The organism is Pseudoxanthomonas sp. P4_B2, from assembly GCF_056402315.1.
Map to the genome: position 1 here is coordinate 324798 of NZ_JBFUHQ010000002.1, position 15207 is coordinate 340004.

The following is a 15207-nucleotide window of genomic DNA, read 5'->3' on the forward strand; positions in this document are numbered from 1 at the left end:
GATCCGCGCGAAGAGCTCGCGGCGGGACGCCGCTCCCACCACTACTTCACCGCCCTTACTTCCATCGCCCTGCAAACGCGATGGCGTTGACAGGTCGCTAGGCCATAATGTCGCCGATGCCTGAACAAAACCCCCTGCCGTTCCCGGACGCACCGCCGCCGTCCGAACCCACCCCAGAGCCGAAACCGCCGCTGGAACCGACCTCTGCCGGACCGCGTGCGCCGGCGCGCCTAAGCAAACGCCCGCTCTGGGCCAACCTGATGAGCAAGCTGGCCGATCCCTGGCTCACGCCCAGCATCGAGCCAGAAGATCCACGCCAGTACATGGACGGCCGTCCGGTCTGCTATGTGTTGGAGGATTACGGACTATCCAACGCCCTGATCCTGGACCGCGCTTGCCGCGACGCGGGCATGCCCTCGCCGCTCTCCCCGCTGCCCGGCGATCCGCTGGGCCGCAAGCGCGCCTATGTGGCCCTGTCGCGGCGAAATGCCGGCGCATTGATCCCGGAACCAGGCAGCACCAAGACCCATTCCGGTTCGCTCGCCCGCCTATTGCAGGCCCACCGCGCCAACCCGGAGCTGGACGTGCAACTGGTGCCGGTATCGATCTTCGTCGGCCGCTCGCCGGACAAGGCCAGCGGTTGGTTCTCGGTGCTGTTTTCGGAAAATTGGGCCATCGTCGGCCGCTTCCGCCGCCTGCTGGCGATTCTGCTGAACGGCCGCGACACCATCGTGCGTTTCGCCGCACCCGTCTCCATCCGCGAAAGCATCGCCGAGGACCTGCCGCCGGAACGCACCGTGCGCAAACTCTCGCGCGTGCTGCGCACCCACTTCCATCGCATCCGCGAAGCGGTGATCGGCCCCGACCTGTCCACCCGTCGCCTGCTGGTGGACCAGGTGCTGGCCGCAGAGCCGGTGCGCGAAGCTATCGCCACCCAGGCCAAGCGCGACAACATCAAGCCCGAGGATGCGTGGAAGAAAGCGCATGCCTACGCCTGGGAAGTCGCCGCCGACTATTCCAACCCGGTGGTGCGTTCGGCCAGCTTCCTGCTCACCCATGTGTGGAACCGCATCTACGACGGTGTGCTGGTCCATCACCTGGACAAATTCAAGGAAGCCGCGCCCGGCCATGAAGTGGTCTATGTGCCCTGCCATCGCAGCCACATGGACTACCTGTTGTTGTCGTATCTGCTGTACGAACGCGGCATCGTGCCGCCGCACATCGCCGCCGGCATCAACCTCAATCTGCCCGTGATCGGCACCCTGCTGCGCAAGGGCGGCGCCTTCTTCATGCGCCGCAGTTTCCGCGGCAATCCACTGTACTCGGCGGTGTTCACCGAATACGTGGCGCAATTGGTATCGGGCGGCTATTCGCTGGAATATTTCATCGAAGGCGGGCGTTCGCGCACCGGCCGGCTGCTGCAGCCCAAGGGCGGCATGATCTCGATGACGGTGCGGGCGTTCCTGCGCCAACCGAAGAAGCCGGTGCTGTTCCAGCCGGTGTACATCGGCTACGAGAAACTGCTGGAGGGCAACAGCTACCTGGACGAACTCAGCGGCAGGCCGAAGGAAAAGGAATCGATCTGGGCGCTGCTGTGGGGCATCCCCAAAGTGCTGCGGCAGAACTACGGCCAAGTGGTGGTGAATTTCGGCGAAGCGATTCCCCTCAACGAAGTGCTGGCGAAACATGCGCCGGAATGGAATGGCGAAGCGCTGGGCGAGGAAGACAAACCCGCGTGGCTATCGGACACCATCGACGCGCTGGCCGATCAGATCCACGTGCACATTAACGCTGCCGCCGACGTCAACCCGATCAACCTGCTGGCGCTCGCCTTGCTGTCCACACCCAAGCACGCAATGGGCGAAGCCGACCTGATCGCACAGATCGAGCTGTGCAAGACGCTGCTGGTCGAGATGCCCTATTCGGACCGCGTCACCGTCACCCCGCACACGCCCGAACGCATCATCGCCCACGGCCTGGACATCAATGTCCTGCAACGCATCAAGCATCCGCTAGGTGACGTGCTGGACGTGGTCAGCGAAGACACCGCGGTGCTGATGAGCTACTACCGCAACAACGTGCTGCATCTGTTCACCGCCGCCGCCTGGATCGCCTGCTGTTTCCAGACCAACCGGCGCATGGTGCGCCAGCGGGTGATGAAGCTGGGACGTTCGCTGTACCCGTTCCTGCAAGCTGAGCTGTTCCTGCCATGGAGCGAAGACGAATTCGCCGAACGCATCGACCGAACCATTGATGTGTTCGTGCGCGAAGGCCTGCTGGAGCAGGTGAACGAGGACGACGGCGGCATCCTGCAGCGCAATGCCGGCCAGACCGACGAAGTGTTCCGCCTGCGCGCCATCGGCCATTCCCTGCAGCAGGCGTTCGAGCGCTACTACATCGCCATCAGTGTGTTGGTGAAGAACGGCCCCGGCGTGCTGGGCGCAGCCGAACTGGAGAGCCTATGCCAGCAGTCGGCGCAGCGCTTGAGCCTGCTGTACGCGCCGGCGGCACCGGAATTCTTCGACAAGACTTTGTTCCGGGGCTTCATCCAGAAGTTACGCGAGCTCAAGCTGGTGTGGCCAGACGAAAACAGCAAGCTGATGTTCGATGAACGCCTCGACGCCTGGGCCAAAGACGCCAAGGTGATCCTGGGCCGCGAGCTGCGCCACACCATCGAGCGGGTGAGTCCGGAAGCGGCGAAGCCCGAGGTCGAGATCGAGGCCGCGGCGCAGGACTGAACGCCGCCGCGCCGACCGCCCCGTCAGCGAAGCTCCGCTAGAGCGCGGAGCTCTTTTCCGGAAAAGTCCGCGTCAGCCACCCTTGCGCGGCGTTGCCTGCGACAGGGTTGCGCACCAGCGGCAACAACGGCGACTCGCATTCGCGCAATAGCACTGCAGCGTCCACCACCAGCCCCATGCGCAGCAGGGCCAAGCCGGAAGGGAGCACCGCCGGCGGCAGGTATTCGCGGAAACCGTAATGTTCGAACACGCCGTGCAAGAAGGAGGGGCAGGCGATCAGGCCGAACTGGATGCCGTGTTCGTGGGCGTGGTGGTAGGTTTCCTCCACCAGCGCATCGACCACGGCCTTGGCGCGCCGCTCGGCCTGCACAGCGAAACGGGTGCATACCGCTACCCGCTCCAGGGGCCAGGTGCGCGCGAAACGATCGATCTGGAACAGGCTGCCGTATTCGACCTGGACCGCCGGAGAGCCGAAGTCGTGCAGGCGCAGGGTGGCGACGGCTTGCCGGCCTTCCTCCACCACCACCACCGTGCCGCTGGCATCCAGTCCGTCCGAGATGCGCCGACTGTGCTGCTTGTCGTTCTTTCCCTGCTCCTCGAAATACACCTCGCGACGCAGTCTCTGTACATCTCCCAGCGGCTCTCCCGGCTGGATACGCCGCACCCGCAAGGGCTCGCCGCCCCGCGACGACCTCGGCGCGCGCGGCAGCTCACGGCCGGCGAGATCGTAGCCGGCGGTCAGCGTAGGGATAGGTGCCAAGTGGTCATTCACCGCAAATCCTGGAAACAGAAGAAAACGAGCTTCTGTTCACAGTTACGCAAACATCGGGCCAACCCCGAAAAGCGCGTTTTGACCGCGCATCATCCTTGCCTAGCCGGTTATCGGCGGTCGCCATTGCGCCGGCAAAGCCGGTAGTGACGCATCACGTCAGTAAGAGCAACGGTGGGGATGGGAGCGAGCTGTGGTTCACCCCCTTACGAGTAGCGCAGGCAAGAGTTGGGGAGGGGTGCTCTTGGCGCAGCGCATGAGCATCAAGAGCAGATGCAAAGCCAGTTCAAGATCAAAAGCACCCCTCCTCAATCCTCCCCTGCTTCGCAAGGGAGGAGGCAGAGCGGAGCCTTTACGCCGGCTCGTCGGGGATCAACGCGCTTTCCAGCCGCGAGATGCAGTCCTTCAACCACAATTTGCGCTTCTTCAGACGCTTGATGGACAGTTCGTCAGCCTGAATATCGGCGATCAGACGATCGATTTCGGCGTCGAGATTGCGGTGCTCGAGCTTGAGCTCGGACACGCGCCGGGTGATTTCGGAAAGGCTCAGGGGTTCCACGCGACCAGCGTACACCGCAGGCGAGGCGCCCGTCACCGCGAACGCGGCCGGTACAATGGAGCAGTCGATGACCGCCGTCAGCCCCCTCCCTTCCCCACTGCGCGATCCCGCCCTCCGTCCTGCGGCAGGGGCGGACGGTAAGCGTGCGCTGCATCTGCGTCGGCAGGTCGGCCAGGCCATCGCCGACTACGGCATGATCGAGGCTGGCGACAAGGTTATGGTTTGCCTGTCCGGCGGCAAAGACAGCTACACCTTGTTGGACATCCTGCTGCAACTGCGGAAAAGAGCACCGGTGCCGTTCGAATTGGTGGCCGTGCACCTGGACCAGAAGCAGCCCGGGTACGACCCTAGCGTGCTGCCTGGTTACCTGCGCAGCCTGGACGTGCCCTTCCAGATCATCGAACAGGACACCTATTCGGTGGTCAGCCGGGTGATTCCGGAAGGCCGCACGATGTGCTCGCTGTGTTCGCGGCTGCGACGCGGCGCGCTGTATGCGCATGCCTCGGCCCATGGCTTCACCAAAATAGCGCTGGGCCATCACCGCGACGACATGGTGGCCACGTTCTTCCTCAACCTGTTCTTCCACGCCAAACTCAGCGCCATGCCGCCCAAGCTGCTCAGCGACGACGGGCGGCACGTGGTGATCCGCCCGCTGGCCTATGTCAGCGAGGCGGAAATCGTCCTGCATGCGCAGGCCATGGCCTTTCCGATCATTCCCTGCGACCTGTGCGGTTCGCAGGACAACCTGCAGCGCAAGCAAGTGCAGAAGATGATGGCGGCGTGGGAGACCGAAACGCCCGGACGCATCGATCAGATAGCGCGCGCGCTGGGACGGGTGGAACCCTCGCAGCTGGCGGACCCGAAGCTGTTCGATTTCCTTGGGTTGTCCTCAAAAAATGAGGCCCTCATCCCGGCGAACGCCGGGACCCAAGCATCACCACACGCATAGTTGGGTCCCGGCATTCGCCGGGATGACGACCTTGAAACTTTCCTTTTCCTTGATTCCACACCACCGGATACCTGATGTTCTTTCGCAATCTGACTCTGTTCCGCTTCCCCACCACTCTCGATTTCTCCCAGCTCGACAGCCTGCTCGCCGAAGTGCCGCTGAAGCCGGTCGGCGCGCTGGAACTCTCCTCTCGCGGCTTCGTCTCTCCGTTCGGCCGTGATTCCGAAGAACTCTCGCACCGTATCGGCGAGTCCATCTGGCTGACCGTCGGCGGTGAAGACAGGCTGCTGCCTGCCGCGGTGGTCAACGATCTGCTGGGCAAGAAGCTGGCCGAGATCGAACAGAAGGAAGGCCGCAAGCCCGGCGGACGCACCCGCAAGCGCATTAAGGAGGACCTGGTGCATGAACTGCTGCCGCGCGCCTTCGTACGGCCTTCGCGCACCGATGCGCTGCTGGACCTGCAGCATGGCTTCGTCGCCGTGGACAGCTCTTCGCGCAAGAGCGCGGAAAACGTAGTCTCCGAGATCCGCCATGCGATGGGCAGCTTTCCCGCGTTGCCGTTGAACGCGGAAGTGGCGCCGCGCTCGATCCTGACCGGCTGGATCGCCGGCGAACCCTTGCCCGAAGGCCTGGCCCTGGGCGAGGAATGCGAGATGAAGGACGCGATGGATGGCGGCGCGGTGGTCAAGTGCCAGAACCAGGATCTGCAGAGCGACGAGATCGCCAAGCATCTGGAAGCGGGCAAGCAGGTCACCAAACTGGCCCTGACCCTGGACGACCATCTTTCCTTCGTGCTCGGCGAGGACCTGATCATCCGCAAGCTCAAGTTCCTGGACGGCGCGGTGGACCAGTTGGAAAACACCGAGCGCGAGGACCTGCGCGCCGAGCTGGATGCGCGCTTCGCCTTGATGAGCGGCGAAGTGAAGCGTCTGTTCGCAGTGCTGGAGACCGCCTTGAAGTTGAGCAAGGCCGAGGCCTGATGGGTCGCAACGTTCACCTCCGCGACGCTATGCTGCGAGCATGCAGAGTCTGCTCCGTCGTCTGATCTCTTCGCGCCCGCAAACACTGGAGCGCGACGTGGTGACGCTGACCCTGGAACAGGGGCAACGGGTCGACATCAAGCGCGTGCGCGATCCTCGCGCCAAGCGCATCAAGCTCAGCGTGGACGAACGCGGGGCGCGCCTGACCCTACCGGCGCGCGCCAGCCTGGTGTCCGGCGACCGGTTCCTGCTGGAGCACCGTCAATGGCTGCTGGCGCAGCTCGAGATCTACACCAGCCACGACACGCTTCCGCTGCTGATCCGCGAAGCGACCGCCGCGCTGCCGCTACGTGGCGAGTCGGTTCCGCTACTCTGGCATGAAGGGCGTTACGCCCGGCTTTCCCGCAGCGAACAGGCCCTCCATTTCCATGCGCCCGTCCGCGCCAGCGACGCCACCCTGCGGCGCGCGCTGCGCGAGTTCTACGAGGCCGAGGCGCGCGCGGATATCGGCCGCTGGCTGCCCAAGTACCTGCCCTCGCTGCCGCGAGCGCCGACGCGGCTGCGCCTGAAGGTGATGTCGTCGCAATGGGGTTCGCTGAGCCCGGACGGCTCACTGGCGCTGGACTTGGCGCTGGTGCTGGGCCGGGAGTCCGCATTCGAATACGTGCTGGTGCATGAGCTGTGCCATCTGCTCCATGCCGACCATTCCCGCAACTTCTGGCGCGAAGTGGAGGCGCGTTTCCCGGCCTGGCGCAGCGAACGCGAATACTTCCATGCCGAAGGCCGCAGATTGAAGGGAACCCTGCGCGCGCTGTTGTCCGGACAAGCAACGGCCGCAACCTGAGGTTGCGGGTGGTGAACAAGAAGGGGTTTTCCTCCTGGGCGAACTAGGATCCGAAGAATCCGCCGATGGCGTGCGCCACTTCGACAGGCGCTTCCATGTGCAAGTGGTGTATTCCCGGTAACACCGCCAGTTCGCCCCGCGGCAACAGGGCGGCGCGTTCGCTGCGCAAAGGCTCCGGTAAATAGGTCTGCGCCGGATCGGCGAAAATTACCCGTACCGGGCAGTCGATCGCCGCAATCAGCGCACGCACCTGCGCTTCGGTCATGCGCTGCAAGGCGGGCAGGGTCAGGCGTGGGTCGCTGCTCCAGACGAAGCCGCCCTCCACCGCCATCACGCCCCGCTCCACCAGTAGCCGCGCACTCGCTTCACTGAGCTGATTGGCCTGCATGCGTGCGCGCACCGGTGCGCCGAGGTCGGGGAATACGCGCAACTTCTTCGACGGCAGCGCGCGCGCAGCGGCCACTCCGTCCCGCAGGCGCTGGGCGGTGCGCTCGGGCGCTTCCGCCAATGCGCCCAGCGCTTCGATGGCGACCAGCCGCTCGACCCGTTGCGGCAGCGACGCCGCCAGGATGCTGCCGATGCCCGCGCCCATGGAATGTCCGAGCAGCGCGAAGCGTTCCCACCCCAGCGCGTCGACGACATCCAGCACTGCGTTCACCGTCACCAACAGGTTGTAGTCCGCGCCCGGCCCCAGGTGCGCGCTGCGGCCGTGGCCCGGCAAGTCCAACATCACCAGGTCCAGCGCCGGCAACTGCGCGGCCAGCGGCAGAAAACTGGCCGCGTTATCTAGCCAACCGTGCAGTGCCAACACTTTCGGACCACCGGGGGTTCCGCTACGCAGGCCGGCGATGCGTCCGAACGGAATGTCGAAGGCCAACTCCTGCACGCTCATCCTTGCCTGTTCATGCTGGCAGACCCATCCCGCGCCGCGCGCTGGGCCAATGCCGCCAGCGCTTCAGCATGCGCATCGGAGTCGTTGAGACAGGGGATATAACGAAGCTCGCCGCCTTTTTCCGCGAAACCTTCGGCGAACTGCATCGCCACTTCTTCCAGAGTTTCCAGACAGTCGACAGCGAAGCCGGGACAGACCACGTCGACCCGGCGCAAGCCGCGCGCGGCCAGTTCGCCCAGCACCTTGTCGGTAGCCGGCGCCAGCCAGCGCTCCTTGCCGAAACGGGACTGGAAGGTCAGCGTCCACTCAGTGGACGCAAGTCCCAGCGCGGCGGCGATTGCCTGCACGCTGGCCGCGCAGCGTTGCGGATACGGGTCGCCGTTGTCGGCGATACGTTGCGGCAAGCCGTGGAAAGAAAACAACAAATGCTCGCCGGCGTCGTGCTGCTGCCGCCAGGTACGGATCGAATCGACGACCGCCGCGATCCAGCGCGGGTCGGTCGAATAGTCCTCGATCAAGCTCACCGACAGCCCTTTCGACTCGCTGACCACCACATCTTCGATGGAAGCGGTGGTGGTAGTGGAGTACTGCGGATACAGCGGCAGGACCACCACTTTCTCGAAGCCCTCCTCATGCAACTTCCGCAGCACTCGTTTCAACGCCGGGTTGCCGTAGCGCATCGCCGGCAATACCCGCCAGGCGGGCAATCGCGACTGAATCGCCGTCGCCAGGCGCTGGGTGTAGACGGCCAGCGGCGAACCTTCCGGCAGCCAGATGGCCGCGTACTTTTTTGCCGCTTTGGGGCCGCGAAGCGGCAGGATCAGGAAATGCAGTAAGGGACACCAGATCCAACGGCTCAGCTGGACCACGCGGTGATCGTGCAGGAATTCGGCCAGATACCGCCGTACCGCCTTGGCCGTCGGCGCGTCTGGGGTACCGAGATTGGCGACCACCAGGGCGATCCGTGGCGGACTGTGGGGCGATTCGGGCATCGCCACATGATGACAGAAGGGTTGCGCCCACGAGTCGACGACGAGCGACCGGAAAACTCATCGAGGATTCACCATGTCGCGACTAGGCTCGGGTTTTCGGGGCTGCACTATCAAGACGTTAGCGCGCCTTCCTGCTGCACAACCTCGCCTCTGCATCCACCTCCCGGAGTCTTCCATGTCTGCCTTTCGTCCTCTCCTAGGATCGCGTCTTCCGCGCCTTGCCCTGCTGCTGGCAGTGAGCGTATTCGCAGGCCAGGCCTTGGCCGGCACCGAAGAGGACAAGCGCGCCAACGATGCAGTGCGCGTGCTCAGCGAAATCCAGAAGATTCCCGAGCAGGGCATTCCCGACAAGCTACTGGATGAAGGCCGCGCAGTGGTCGTGATTCCCGACACGCTCAAGGTCGGACTGGTCATCGGCGGGCGCCGCGGCCATGGCCTGATGTCGGTTAAGAATCCGGATGGCAGCTGGTCGCAACCGGTGTTCGTCAAACTCACCGGCGGCAGCATCGGCTTCCAGGCCGGCGTGCAGTCCTCCGACGTGGTGCTGGTGTTCCGCAACGACCGCAATCTGGAAAATATCGTCAACGGCAAGATCACGCTGGGCGCCGATGCCGGCGTGGCCGCCGGTCCGGTCGGCCGCAACGCCTCGGCTTCCACCGATGGCCAGTTGAAGGCGGAGATCTGGTCGTGGTCGCGCGCGCGCGGGCTGTTCGCCGGCGTGGCCCTGGATGGGGCGGTGCTGCAGATCGACGACGACGCCAACGTGGCGGTATACGGCAGTGCGGCCACTCCGCGCGCCATCTTCGAAAGCCGCGCCGGGATTCCTTCCGACGCCGTGGTCGGCTTCCGCGACCAGCTGGAGGAAGCCACCGCGGTCGCCCGCGCCGCGCGCCGCGATGAGCCGTCGGAGTCCAATACGGCCCCAATGGCCGCACCGGTCACCGTCACTGGATCCTCAGCCATTCAGCCAACCGAGCCCGCGCCAGCGACCACCGAAGCCCAGCCGCAGGGGTTTCAGCCCGTAGTCGAGGGCGAGATCCGCAGCGAGCCGCTTCCGACCACGCCATGACTCGATTGCGGGCACGGCTTTTTTCGCAATTGCCCACAGTCGCCGAACGCAAGCTGCGTTATCCTGATCTCCCTCACTATCGGCGAACATAATCATGGGCGGTTTGAGCATCTGGCATTGGATCATCGTGCTGGTGGTGGTGCTGCTGGTCTTCGGCACCAAGCGCCTGCGCAACGCCGGTCAGGACCTGGGCGAAGCGGTCAAGGGCTTTAAGAAGGGCATGAAGGACGAAGACAAGCCCAACGGGCAGTTGGGCGATGAGTCGCGCGATGAGAGCACGCGGTCCAAAGAAACCAGCGAGTCGAAGGAACGCGACCGCGACGCGCATTGATTTCTCGGACCCAGGCCTATAGAGGTTAGACACGGCCATGTTCGGCATCAGCAGCGGCGAACTTTTTTTCATCGCCATCATCGCCTTGATCGTGCTCGGTCCCGAGCGCCTGCCCAAGGTCACGCGCATGGCCGGCATGTGGGTGCGCCGCGCGCGCAACCAGTGGAATTCGGTGAAGGACGAATTGGAACGCGAGCTGGCCGCCGAGGAGCTCAAGCGCAGCCTGCACGATGCGCAGTCGGCCCTGCAGGACACCGAGCAGAGAATCCGCGACAGCGGCGCCGAAGCGCGGCGCGAGTTCGAGCAGATGCGGGCTTCGGTGCAGGAGCCGGACGGTTCGGAGGCCACCTCGACGCCGACATCCGAAGAGCCGGCCCCCGCGCCCCCGTTGAAGCCGCAGGAAGGCGAGAGCGATGAACCGCGAAACGCCTGAGTCCAATTCCGAATCCAGCCTGCTCAGCCACCTGATCGAGCTGCGCACGCGACTGATGCGCGCGCTGGCCGGCGTATTCGTGGTGCTGCTGGGGCTGCTTCCCTTCACCAGCAAGCTCTACAACTGGATCGCCGAGCCGCTGATCGCGCGCCTGCCGGCGGGGCAGTCGATGATCGCGACCGATCCTGCCGGCGGTTTCATCGCGCCGGTGAAGCTGGCGTTCTTCGTGGCGCTGTTCGTCTCCGCGCCGTGGCTGCTGTATCAGGCATGGGCGTTCGTAGCACCGGGCCTGTATCAGCGCGAGAGGCGGTTGGCGCTTCCGTTGCTGGCCTCGGCGGTGACCCTGTTCTACGCGGGCTGCGCCTTCGCCTACTTCCTGGTCCTGCCATCGTTGTTCAAGTTCGTGATCAACTTCACCCCGGAAGTCATCTCGGTCACTCCGGACGCCAGCGCCTACCTGGATTTCGTGCTGGTGATCTTCCTGGCCTTCGGCGCGAGTTTCGAGCTACCGGTGGCGCTGGTGATCCTGGTGCTGCTGGGCTGGGTGACGCCGGCCCAGTTGAAGGAAGCGCGCGGCTACGCGCTGGTCGGCATCTTCGTGCTGGCGGCGGTGATCACTCCGCCGGATGTCGTATCGCAGTTGCTGCTGGCCATCCCGATGTACCTGCTGTACGAAGCCGGGATCATCGCGTCGAAATGGATCACGCCACGCGAAATCAAGGACTCCCCGTAGGGATCAGGCTTCGAGGTGCGTCGTCATAGCGGCGGTATCTGCGGTCGCGCTGCTACCCAGCATCTGCCGCCAGGCGTAGAACACGGCACCGGCCATCAGCGGCATCAGCACCGCCATCAGCAACAGGTTGGCTATCCACATTCCGACGGTCGGTCCGGCCATCAACTGCACCACCATGGCCAGTAGTTGGATACCGATGCTGAGCGCAAACAGTGCGATGAACAGCAGCACGTAGAACACCAGCATCGCCGGCAAGTTTTGCACGCAAGCACGAAAGCTGTTACGCATGGCGGCGAACCCGCCGTTGCCGCCGAAAACAATGTCGGGCACCGCTACGAAAGTGACCAGGCTCATCGCGATCACTGCGGCAAACAGCATCAGCAGCCACAAGAACAACCGACCGACGGGAAGGCCGCTCATCAGCGCCGGATCCGGTTGTCCGCCCGCCTGTGCCGTCTCCTGCAGTTTGGCCACGACGTCGGCCAGGTTCTGCAGGTCGGTCGGACCGATCATCGCCACCAACAGCATGCCCAACACCAGTGCGGCGATCAGTTGCGGCAACAATGTGGCTAGCAAGCTTGCGGCGTGTTCGCTGCGCACTGCATGGAATAGGTGCGATGGCGCGGCCGTACGGCCTTCATCGACTTCGCGCACCGCCCAGAGCATGCCCGCGAACAGCAACGGGCCCAGCAAGGCCAACGCGAGCTGCATGACTAATCCGAAGGTCACGTTGAGCGCCATCGTCTGCACCGCGAGCATCGACAGCATTCCCCAAATCACACCCAGCAATCCCAGCGCCAGCGGCGCCTTGCGGATCAGCGCGAACGCGCCCAGCAGCCATTCCGCACCGGCACCGGCCGGCACTTTGTTGATATTCGACATCCAGGATTTTCCGATGGTCTTGGGGGATTTTGAGGGGATTGCCGCGAAGTCAGCGCGCGTGCAAACCGCGCGCATGCTTGACGAAGCGCCGCAATAGTTTGCGCGCCTGCGGCGCCGCCGTCACGTCGCGGGCGATGGTGGTTGGGCAGCGGCCGGCTTTTTTCAGCTCTTCGCCGCGGAAGGCGACATAGCCGCGCATATGGTGGGTAGCGAACTCGGGATGGAACTGCACACCCCAGGCCCGGTCGCGCCAGCGGAACGCATGGCAGCCGTCCTGTTCCGACCTGGCCAGTACCGTGGCGCCTTCGGGCGGCCGCAACACGGTCTGCACGTGGGTGGAATGAGCGGAAAAGGTCAGCGGCATATTGGAAAACAGCGGATCTTCCTGGGCCGGCGGATGCAGATCGATACGCACCGTGCCCGATTCGCGACCGGCCGGGTTGTCGGCCACTTCGCCGCCCAGCGCATGCGCCAGCAACTGGTGGCCGTAGCAGATGCCCAGCAGCGACATGCCTTCATGGGCGGCGTCGCGCAACCAATCGGCGCTGCGTTCGCTCCAGTCGGCCTTGTCGGTGACCATGGCCGCCGAACCAGTGACGATTACCCCGGCGAAACCCTCGCGCCGCGGCAGCGCGTCGCCCCGCTCCACGTTCACCACCACCGCTTCGCTGGCCTCCAGCCCGGCGGCTACGCGGATCCAATGCGGAAAGCGGCCATATCGCCTAAGCCGCAGGGCTGGCTGGCCGGTTTCGACGATCAGGAAGGGGGCTTTCACGGCAACGTCCAAAGGCGCAAAACTTAAGGAGCATCAGGGGCTTCCCCTTATACTAGCCCGCTTTTCCGCAGTGCAATAAAAAAGCGATGACAGGTCCCCAGATTCCACGGATAACCTTCCAAGGATTAATCCAGACCCTCAACGCCTACTGGGCGGCCCAGGGCTGCGTGCTGATCCAGCCGCTCGACATCGAAGTCGGCGCGGGCACCTTCCATCCCGCCACCTTCCTGCGCGCGCTGGGACCGGAGCCGTGGAGCGCGGCCTACGTGCAACCTTGCCGGCGTCCGACCGACGGTCGTTACGGCGAAAACCCCAACCGCCTGCAGCATTACTACCAGTATCAGGTGGTGATGAAGCCCAATCCCGACAATATCCAGGAGCTGTATCTGGACTCGTTGAAGGCGCTGGGCATCGATCCGCGCGTGCACGACCTGCGCTTCGTCGAGGACAACTGGGAATCGCCGACCCTCGGTGCCTGGGGCCTGGGCTGGGAAGTGTGGTTGAACGGGATGGAAGTCACCCAGTTCACCTATTTCCAGCAGGCCGGCGGTCTGGAATGCAGGCCGGTGTTGGGCGAGATCACCTACGGCCTGGAACGCCTGTGCATGTACCTGCAGAACGTGGACAACGTCTACGATCTGGTCTGGACCGAAGGTCCGCAGGGCGTGGTCACTTACGGCGACGTCTATCACCAGAACGAAGTCGAGCAGAGCACCTACAACTTCGAAGTGGCCGATGTGGCCGAACTGTTCCACCGTTTCGATGCCTGCGAGGCCGAGTCGGTGAAGCTGGTCGAAGCCGGCCTGCCGCTGCCGGCCTACGAACAGGTGTGCAAGGCCAGTCACTGCTTCAACCTGCTGGACGCGCGCCGCGCGATTTCCGTGACCGAACGCCAGCGCTACATCCTGCGCGTGCGTAAGCTGGCGCAGGCGGTGGCCGAGGCCTACTACGCGCAGCGCGAGAAACTGGGTTTCCCTGGCCTTAAGACAAAGGACGCCGCGTGACCGCAACGTCTTCCGCCGCCAGTACCGTATTGGTCGCGTTCCTGTTCGCGATCTTCGCGGCGCATTGGGCGCAGAACACGCGCCGCAACACTCTGCTTTGGTTTCTGTTCGGCTTCGTGCTGCCGCCCGTCGCGGGGCTGGTACTGCTATGGAAGAACAGCAAGCAATATCAGGCCCCGCCGAGACTTGAGGATCCCGGCCGGGCCGACCTGATGGCCACGCGCAAGGACGTCATATGATCCTCATCGGCATGTTCGATTCGCCCTACGTACGGCGCGTCGCCATCGCCATGACCTTGCTCGGTCTGCCGTTCGAGCACCGCAGCTGGTCGGTGGGCAAGGATTTCGATCGCATCCGCGAATACAGCCCGATCGGCCGCGTGCCGGCGCTGGTGCTGGATTCGGGCGAAGTGTTGGCAGAATCCGCGTTGATCCTGGATTACCTGGATAGCCTGGTCGGCCCACAACGCGCGCTGCTGCCCGCCGAAGGCGACGCGCGGCGACAGGCGCTGCGTCTGATCGGTCTAGCCACCGGCGCGGTCGACAAGGGCATCTTGATGGTGATCGAGCGCGTGTTCCGCCCGGAAGAAAAACGCCACGCACCCTGGACCGATCGCTGCCTGGTGCAGGCGCAGGGTGCGCTGTTCGCGCTGGACAAGCATTGCGGCGAACGTGCTGGCCAATGGCTGGTGGGCGATGCGATGACACTGGCCGACATCACCGTCGGCTGCAACGGCACCTACCTGCGCGAAGCCGTGCCGCTGGATCTTTCTGTCTATCCGGCGCTGCAGGCGCATGTAGATCGCTGCGAGACGTTGCCGGTGTTCCGGCAATTCCACCTGCCGTTCGATGCGCCCACTCCCGCGCCGCTGCCATGAAAGAACGCCTGACTCCCCACCACGCCTTGGCCGCGCTGGCCCGCCGCGAAGACAACCTGCCTTTCGTGGAACTGTTCACGCATGGCTCGCTGTCGGTGGAAATGTATCGGCCGCTCGGCCAGGACACGCAGACGCCGCATACGCGCGATGAGGTTTACGTGGTGGTTTCGGGAGTCGGCGAGTTCGTCAACGGCGGACAACGCAAGCCTTTCGAAGCCGGCGAACTGTTGTTCGTGCCCGCCGGCGTCGAACACCGTTTCGAGAATTTCAGCGACGACTTCGCCACCTGGGTGATCTTTTATGGTCCCGAAGGTGGCGAGCAAACAAAAGCCCCTCTCCCACCGGGAGAGGGGTTGGGGTGAGGGTACGGCGAAATCGTG

At 64.3% G+C, this 15207-nt stretch carries 18 protein-coding genes; 12 read left to right on the top strand and 6 right to left on the bottom strand.

Going from position 1 to position 15207, the window contains the following annotated elements; genetic code table 11:
* The first annotated feature begins 107 nt into the window (after positions 1–107).
* Positions 108–2738 (top strand): glycerol-3-phosphate 1-O-acyltransferase PlsB, encoded by a 2631-nt coding sequence (plsB, locus tag AC1DTQ_RS05960; protein ID WP_477848609.1) that lies wholly within the window; start codon positions 108–110, stop codon positions 2736–2738.
* Positions 2739–2775: 37 nt separating this feature from the next.
* Here the strand turns inward: plsB and AC1DTQ_RS05965 are convergent, their stop codons facing one another.
* Positions 2776–3510 (bottom strand): N-acyl amino acid synthase FeeM domain-containing protein, encoded by a 735-nt coding sequence (locus tag AC1DTQ_RS05965; RefSeq protein ID WP_477848610.1) that lies wholly within the window; start codon positions 3508–3510, stop codon positions 2776–2778.
* A 349-nt stretch (positions 3511–3859) separates the two neighbouring features.
* Complete coding sequence (locus tag AC1DTQ_RS05970; protein WP_310093107.1) at positions 3860–4066, bottom strand: YdcH family protein; 207 nt, start codon at positions 4064–4066, stop codon at positions 3860–3862.
* A gap of 67 nt (positions 4067–4133) precedes the next feature.
* Between AC1DTQ_RS05970 and ttcA the strand changes: the two genes are divergently transcribed.
* The 3 genes from ttcA (at position 4134) to AC1DTQ_RS05985 (ending at position 6839) form a co-directional block, all read left to right on the top strand.
* Positions 4134–5015: a tRNA 2-thiocytidine(32) synthetase TtcA gene (gene ttcA / locus AC1DTQ_RS05975; protein WP_477848611.1), complete on the top strand. Its 882-nt coding sequence runs from the start codon at positions 4134–4136 to the stop codon at positions 5013–5015.
* Between the two features lie 74 nt (positions 5016–5089).
* On the top strand, positions 5090–5995 hold the full coding sequence (locus tag AC1DTQ_RS05980; protein WP_477848612.1) for a recombination-associated protein RdgC: 906 nt from the start codon (positions 5090–5092) through the stop codon (positions 5993–5995).
* Positions 5996–6035: 40 nt separating this feature from the next.
* Positions 6036–6839: a YgjP family zinc-dependent metalloprotease gene (locus tag AC1DTQ_RS05985; protein WP_477848613.1), complete on the top strand. Its 804-nt coding sequence runs from the start codon at positions 6036–6038 to the stop codon at positions 6837–6839.
* A 43-nt stretch (positions 6840–6882) separates the two neighbouring features.
* On the opposite strand, the gene AC1DTQ_RS05990 is transcribed toward AC1DTQ_RS05985, so the two are convergent.
* Entirely contained in the window at positions 6883–7731 is an 849-nt protein-coding gene (locus tag AC1DTQ_RS05990) for an alpha/beta fold hydrolase (RefSeq protein ID WP_477848614.1), read from the bottom strand.
* Positions 7728–8723 carry a ferrochelatase gene (gene hemH / locus AC1DTQ_RS05995; protein ID WP_477848615.1) on the bottom strand — a complete coding sequence of 332 codons (996 nt, stop codon included), beginning with the start codon at positions 8721–8723 and terminating at the stop codon, positions 7728–7730. The genes AC1DTQ_RS05990 and hemH overlap by 4 nt, the downstream gene beginning before the upstream one ends.
* Before the next feature lie 175 nt (positions 8724–8898).
* Between hemH and AC1DTQ_RS06000 the strand changes: the two genes are divergently transcribed.
* The 4 genes from AC1DTQ_RS06000 (at position 8899) to tatC (ending at position 11289) form a co-directional block, all read left to right on the top strand.
* A complete protein-coding gene (locus AC1DTQ_RS06000) occupies positions 8899–9792 on the top strand; it encodes a lipid-binding SYLF domain-containing protein (protein WP_477848616.1) in 894 nt (297 codons plus the stop codon).
* Between the two features lie 94 nt (positions 9793–9886).
* Positions 9887–10123, top strand: coding sequence for a Sec-independent protein translocase subunit TatA (gene tatA, locus AC1DTQ_RS06005; protein ID WP_477848617.1), 237 nt, complete (start codon positions 9887–9889; stop codon positions 10121–10123).
* A 37-nt stretch (positions 10124–10160) separates the two neighbouring features.
* Positions 10161–10556 carry a Sec-independent protein translocase protein TatB gene (gene tatB / locus AC1DTQ_RS06010; RefSeq protein WP_477848618.1) on the top strand — a complete coding sequence of 132 codons (396 nt, stop codon included), beginning with the start codon at positions 10161–10163 and terminating at the stop codon, positions 10554–10556.
* Positions 10537–11289 (top strand): twin-arginine translocase subunit TatC, encoded by a 753-nt coding sequence (tatC, locus tag AC1DTQ_RS06015; RefSeq protein WP_477848619.1) that lies wholly within the window; start codon positions 10537–10539, stop codon positions 11287–11289. The genes tatB and tatC overlap by 20 nt, the downstream gene beginning before the upstream one ends.
* A gap of 3 nt (positions 11290–11292) precedes the next feature.
* Here tatC and AC1DTQ_RS06020 read toward each other — a convergent pair whose 3' ends face one another.
* Complete coding sequence (locus tag AC1DTQ_RS06020) at positions 11293–12171, bottom strand: BPSS1780 family membrane protein (protein WP_477848620.1); 879 nt, start codon at positions 12169–12171, stop codon at positions 11293–11295.
* A gap of 49 nt (positions 12172–12220) precedes the next feature.
* Entirely contained in the window at positions 12221–12946 is a 726-nt protein-coding gene (locus tag AC1DTQ_RS06025; protein WP_477848621.1) for a glutamine amidotransferase, read from the bottom strand.
* Between the two features lie 86 nt (positions 12947–13032).
* Between AC1DTQ_RS06025 and glyQ the strand changes: the two genes are divergently transcribed.
* The 4 genes from glyQ to AC1DTQ_RS06045 are packed head-to-tail and all read left to right on the top strand — an operon-like array spanning position 13033 to position 15189.
* On the top strand, positions 13033–13950 hold the full coding sequence (gene glyQ, locus AC1DTQ_RS06030; protein ID WP_477848622.1) for a glycine--tRNA ligase subunit alpha: 918 nt from the start codon (positions 13033–13035) through the stop codon (positions 13948–13950).
* Positions 13947–14189, top strand: coding sequence for a hypothetical protein (locus tag AC1DTQ_RS06035; protein WP_477848623.1), 243 nt, complete (start codon positions 13947–13949; stop codon positions 14187–14189). Before glyQ ends, AC1DTQ_RS06035 begins: the two co-directional genes overlap by 4 nt.
* Positions 14186–14827 (top strand): glutathione S-transferase family protein, encoded by a 642-nt coding sequence (locus AC1DTQ_RS06040; RefSeq protein WP_477848624.1) that lies wholly within the window; start codon positions 14186–14188, stop codon positions 14825–14827. The genes AC1DTQ_RS06035 and AC1DTQ_RS06040 overlap by 4 nt, the downstream gene beginning before the upstream one ends.
* Positions 14824–15189 carry a cupin domain-containing protein gene (locus AC1DTQ_RS06045; RefSeq protein ID WP_477848625.1) on the top strand — a complete coding sequence of 122 codons (366 nt, stop codon included), beginning with the start codon at positions 14824–14826 and terminating at the stop codon, positions 15187–15189. The genes AC1DTQ_RS06040 and AC1DTQ_RS06045 overlap by 4 nt, the downstream gene beginning before the upstream one ends.
* Positions 15190–15207 lie beyond the last annotated feature (18 nt).

What these genes read in the sequence shown, in the direction of transcription:
- plsB (WP_477848609.1), top strand. Translation starts at nt 108, where the DNA reads ATGTCGCCGATGCCTGAACAAAACCCCCTGCCGTTCCCGGACGCACCG.
- ttcA (WP_477848611.1), top strand. Translation starts at nt 4,134, where the DNA reads ATGACCGCCGTCAGCCCCCTCCCTTCCCCACTGCGCGATCCCGCCCTC.
- AC1DTQ_RS05980 (WP_477848612.1), top strand. Translation starts at nt 5,090, where the DNA reads ATGTTCTTTCGCAATCTGACTCTGTTCCGCTTCCCCACCACTCTCGAT.
- AC1DTQ_RS05985 (WP_477848613.1), top strand. Translation starts at nt 6,036, where the DNA reads ATGCAGAGTCTGCTCCGTCGTCTGATCTCTTCGCGCCCGCAAACACTG.
- AC1DTQ_RS05990 (WP_477848614.1), bottom strand. Translation starts at nt 7,731, where the DNA reads ATGAGCGTGCAGGAGTTGGCCTTCGACATTCCGTTCGGACGCATCGCC.
- hemH (WP_477848615.1), bottom strand. Translation starts at nt 8,723, where the DNA reads ATGCCCGAATCGCCCCACAGTCCGCCACGGATCGCCCTGGTGGTCGCC.
- AC1DTQ_RS06000 (WP_477848616.1), top strand. Translation starts at nt 8,899, where the DNA reads ATGTCTGCCTTTCGTCCTCTCCTAGGATCGCGTCTTCCGCGCCTTGCC.
- tatA (WP_477848617.1), top strand. Translation starts at nt 9,887, where the DNA reads ATGGGCGGTTTGAGCATCTGGCATTGGATCATCGTGCTGGTGGTGGTG.
- tatB (WP_477848618.1), top strand. Translation starts at nt 10,161, where the DNA reads ATGTTCGGCATCAGCAGCGGCGAACTTTTTTTCATCGCCATCATCGCC.
- tatC (WP_477848619.1), top strand. Translation starts at nt 10,537, where the DNA reads ATGAACCGCGAAACGCCTGAGTCCAATTCCGAATCCAGCCTGCTCAGC.
- AC1DTQ_RS06020 (WP_477848620.1), bottom strand. Translation starts at nt 12,171, where the DNA reads ATGTCGAATATCAACAAAGTGCCGGCCGGTGCCGGTGCGGAATGGCTG.
- glyQ (WP_477848622.1), top strand. Translation starts at nt 13,033, where the DNA reads ATGACAGGTCCCCAGATTCCACGGATAACCTTCCAAGGATTAATCCAG.
- AC1DTQ_RS06040 (WP_477848624.1), top strand. Translation starts at nt 14,186, where the DNA reads ATGATCCTCATCGGCATGTTCGATTCGCCCTACGTACGGCGCGTCGCC.
- AC1DTQ_RS06045 (WP_477848625.1), top strand. Translation starts at nt 14,824, where the DNA reads ATGAAAGAACGCCTGACTCCCCACCACGCCTTGGCCGCGCTGGCCCGC.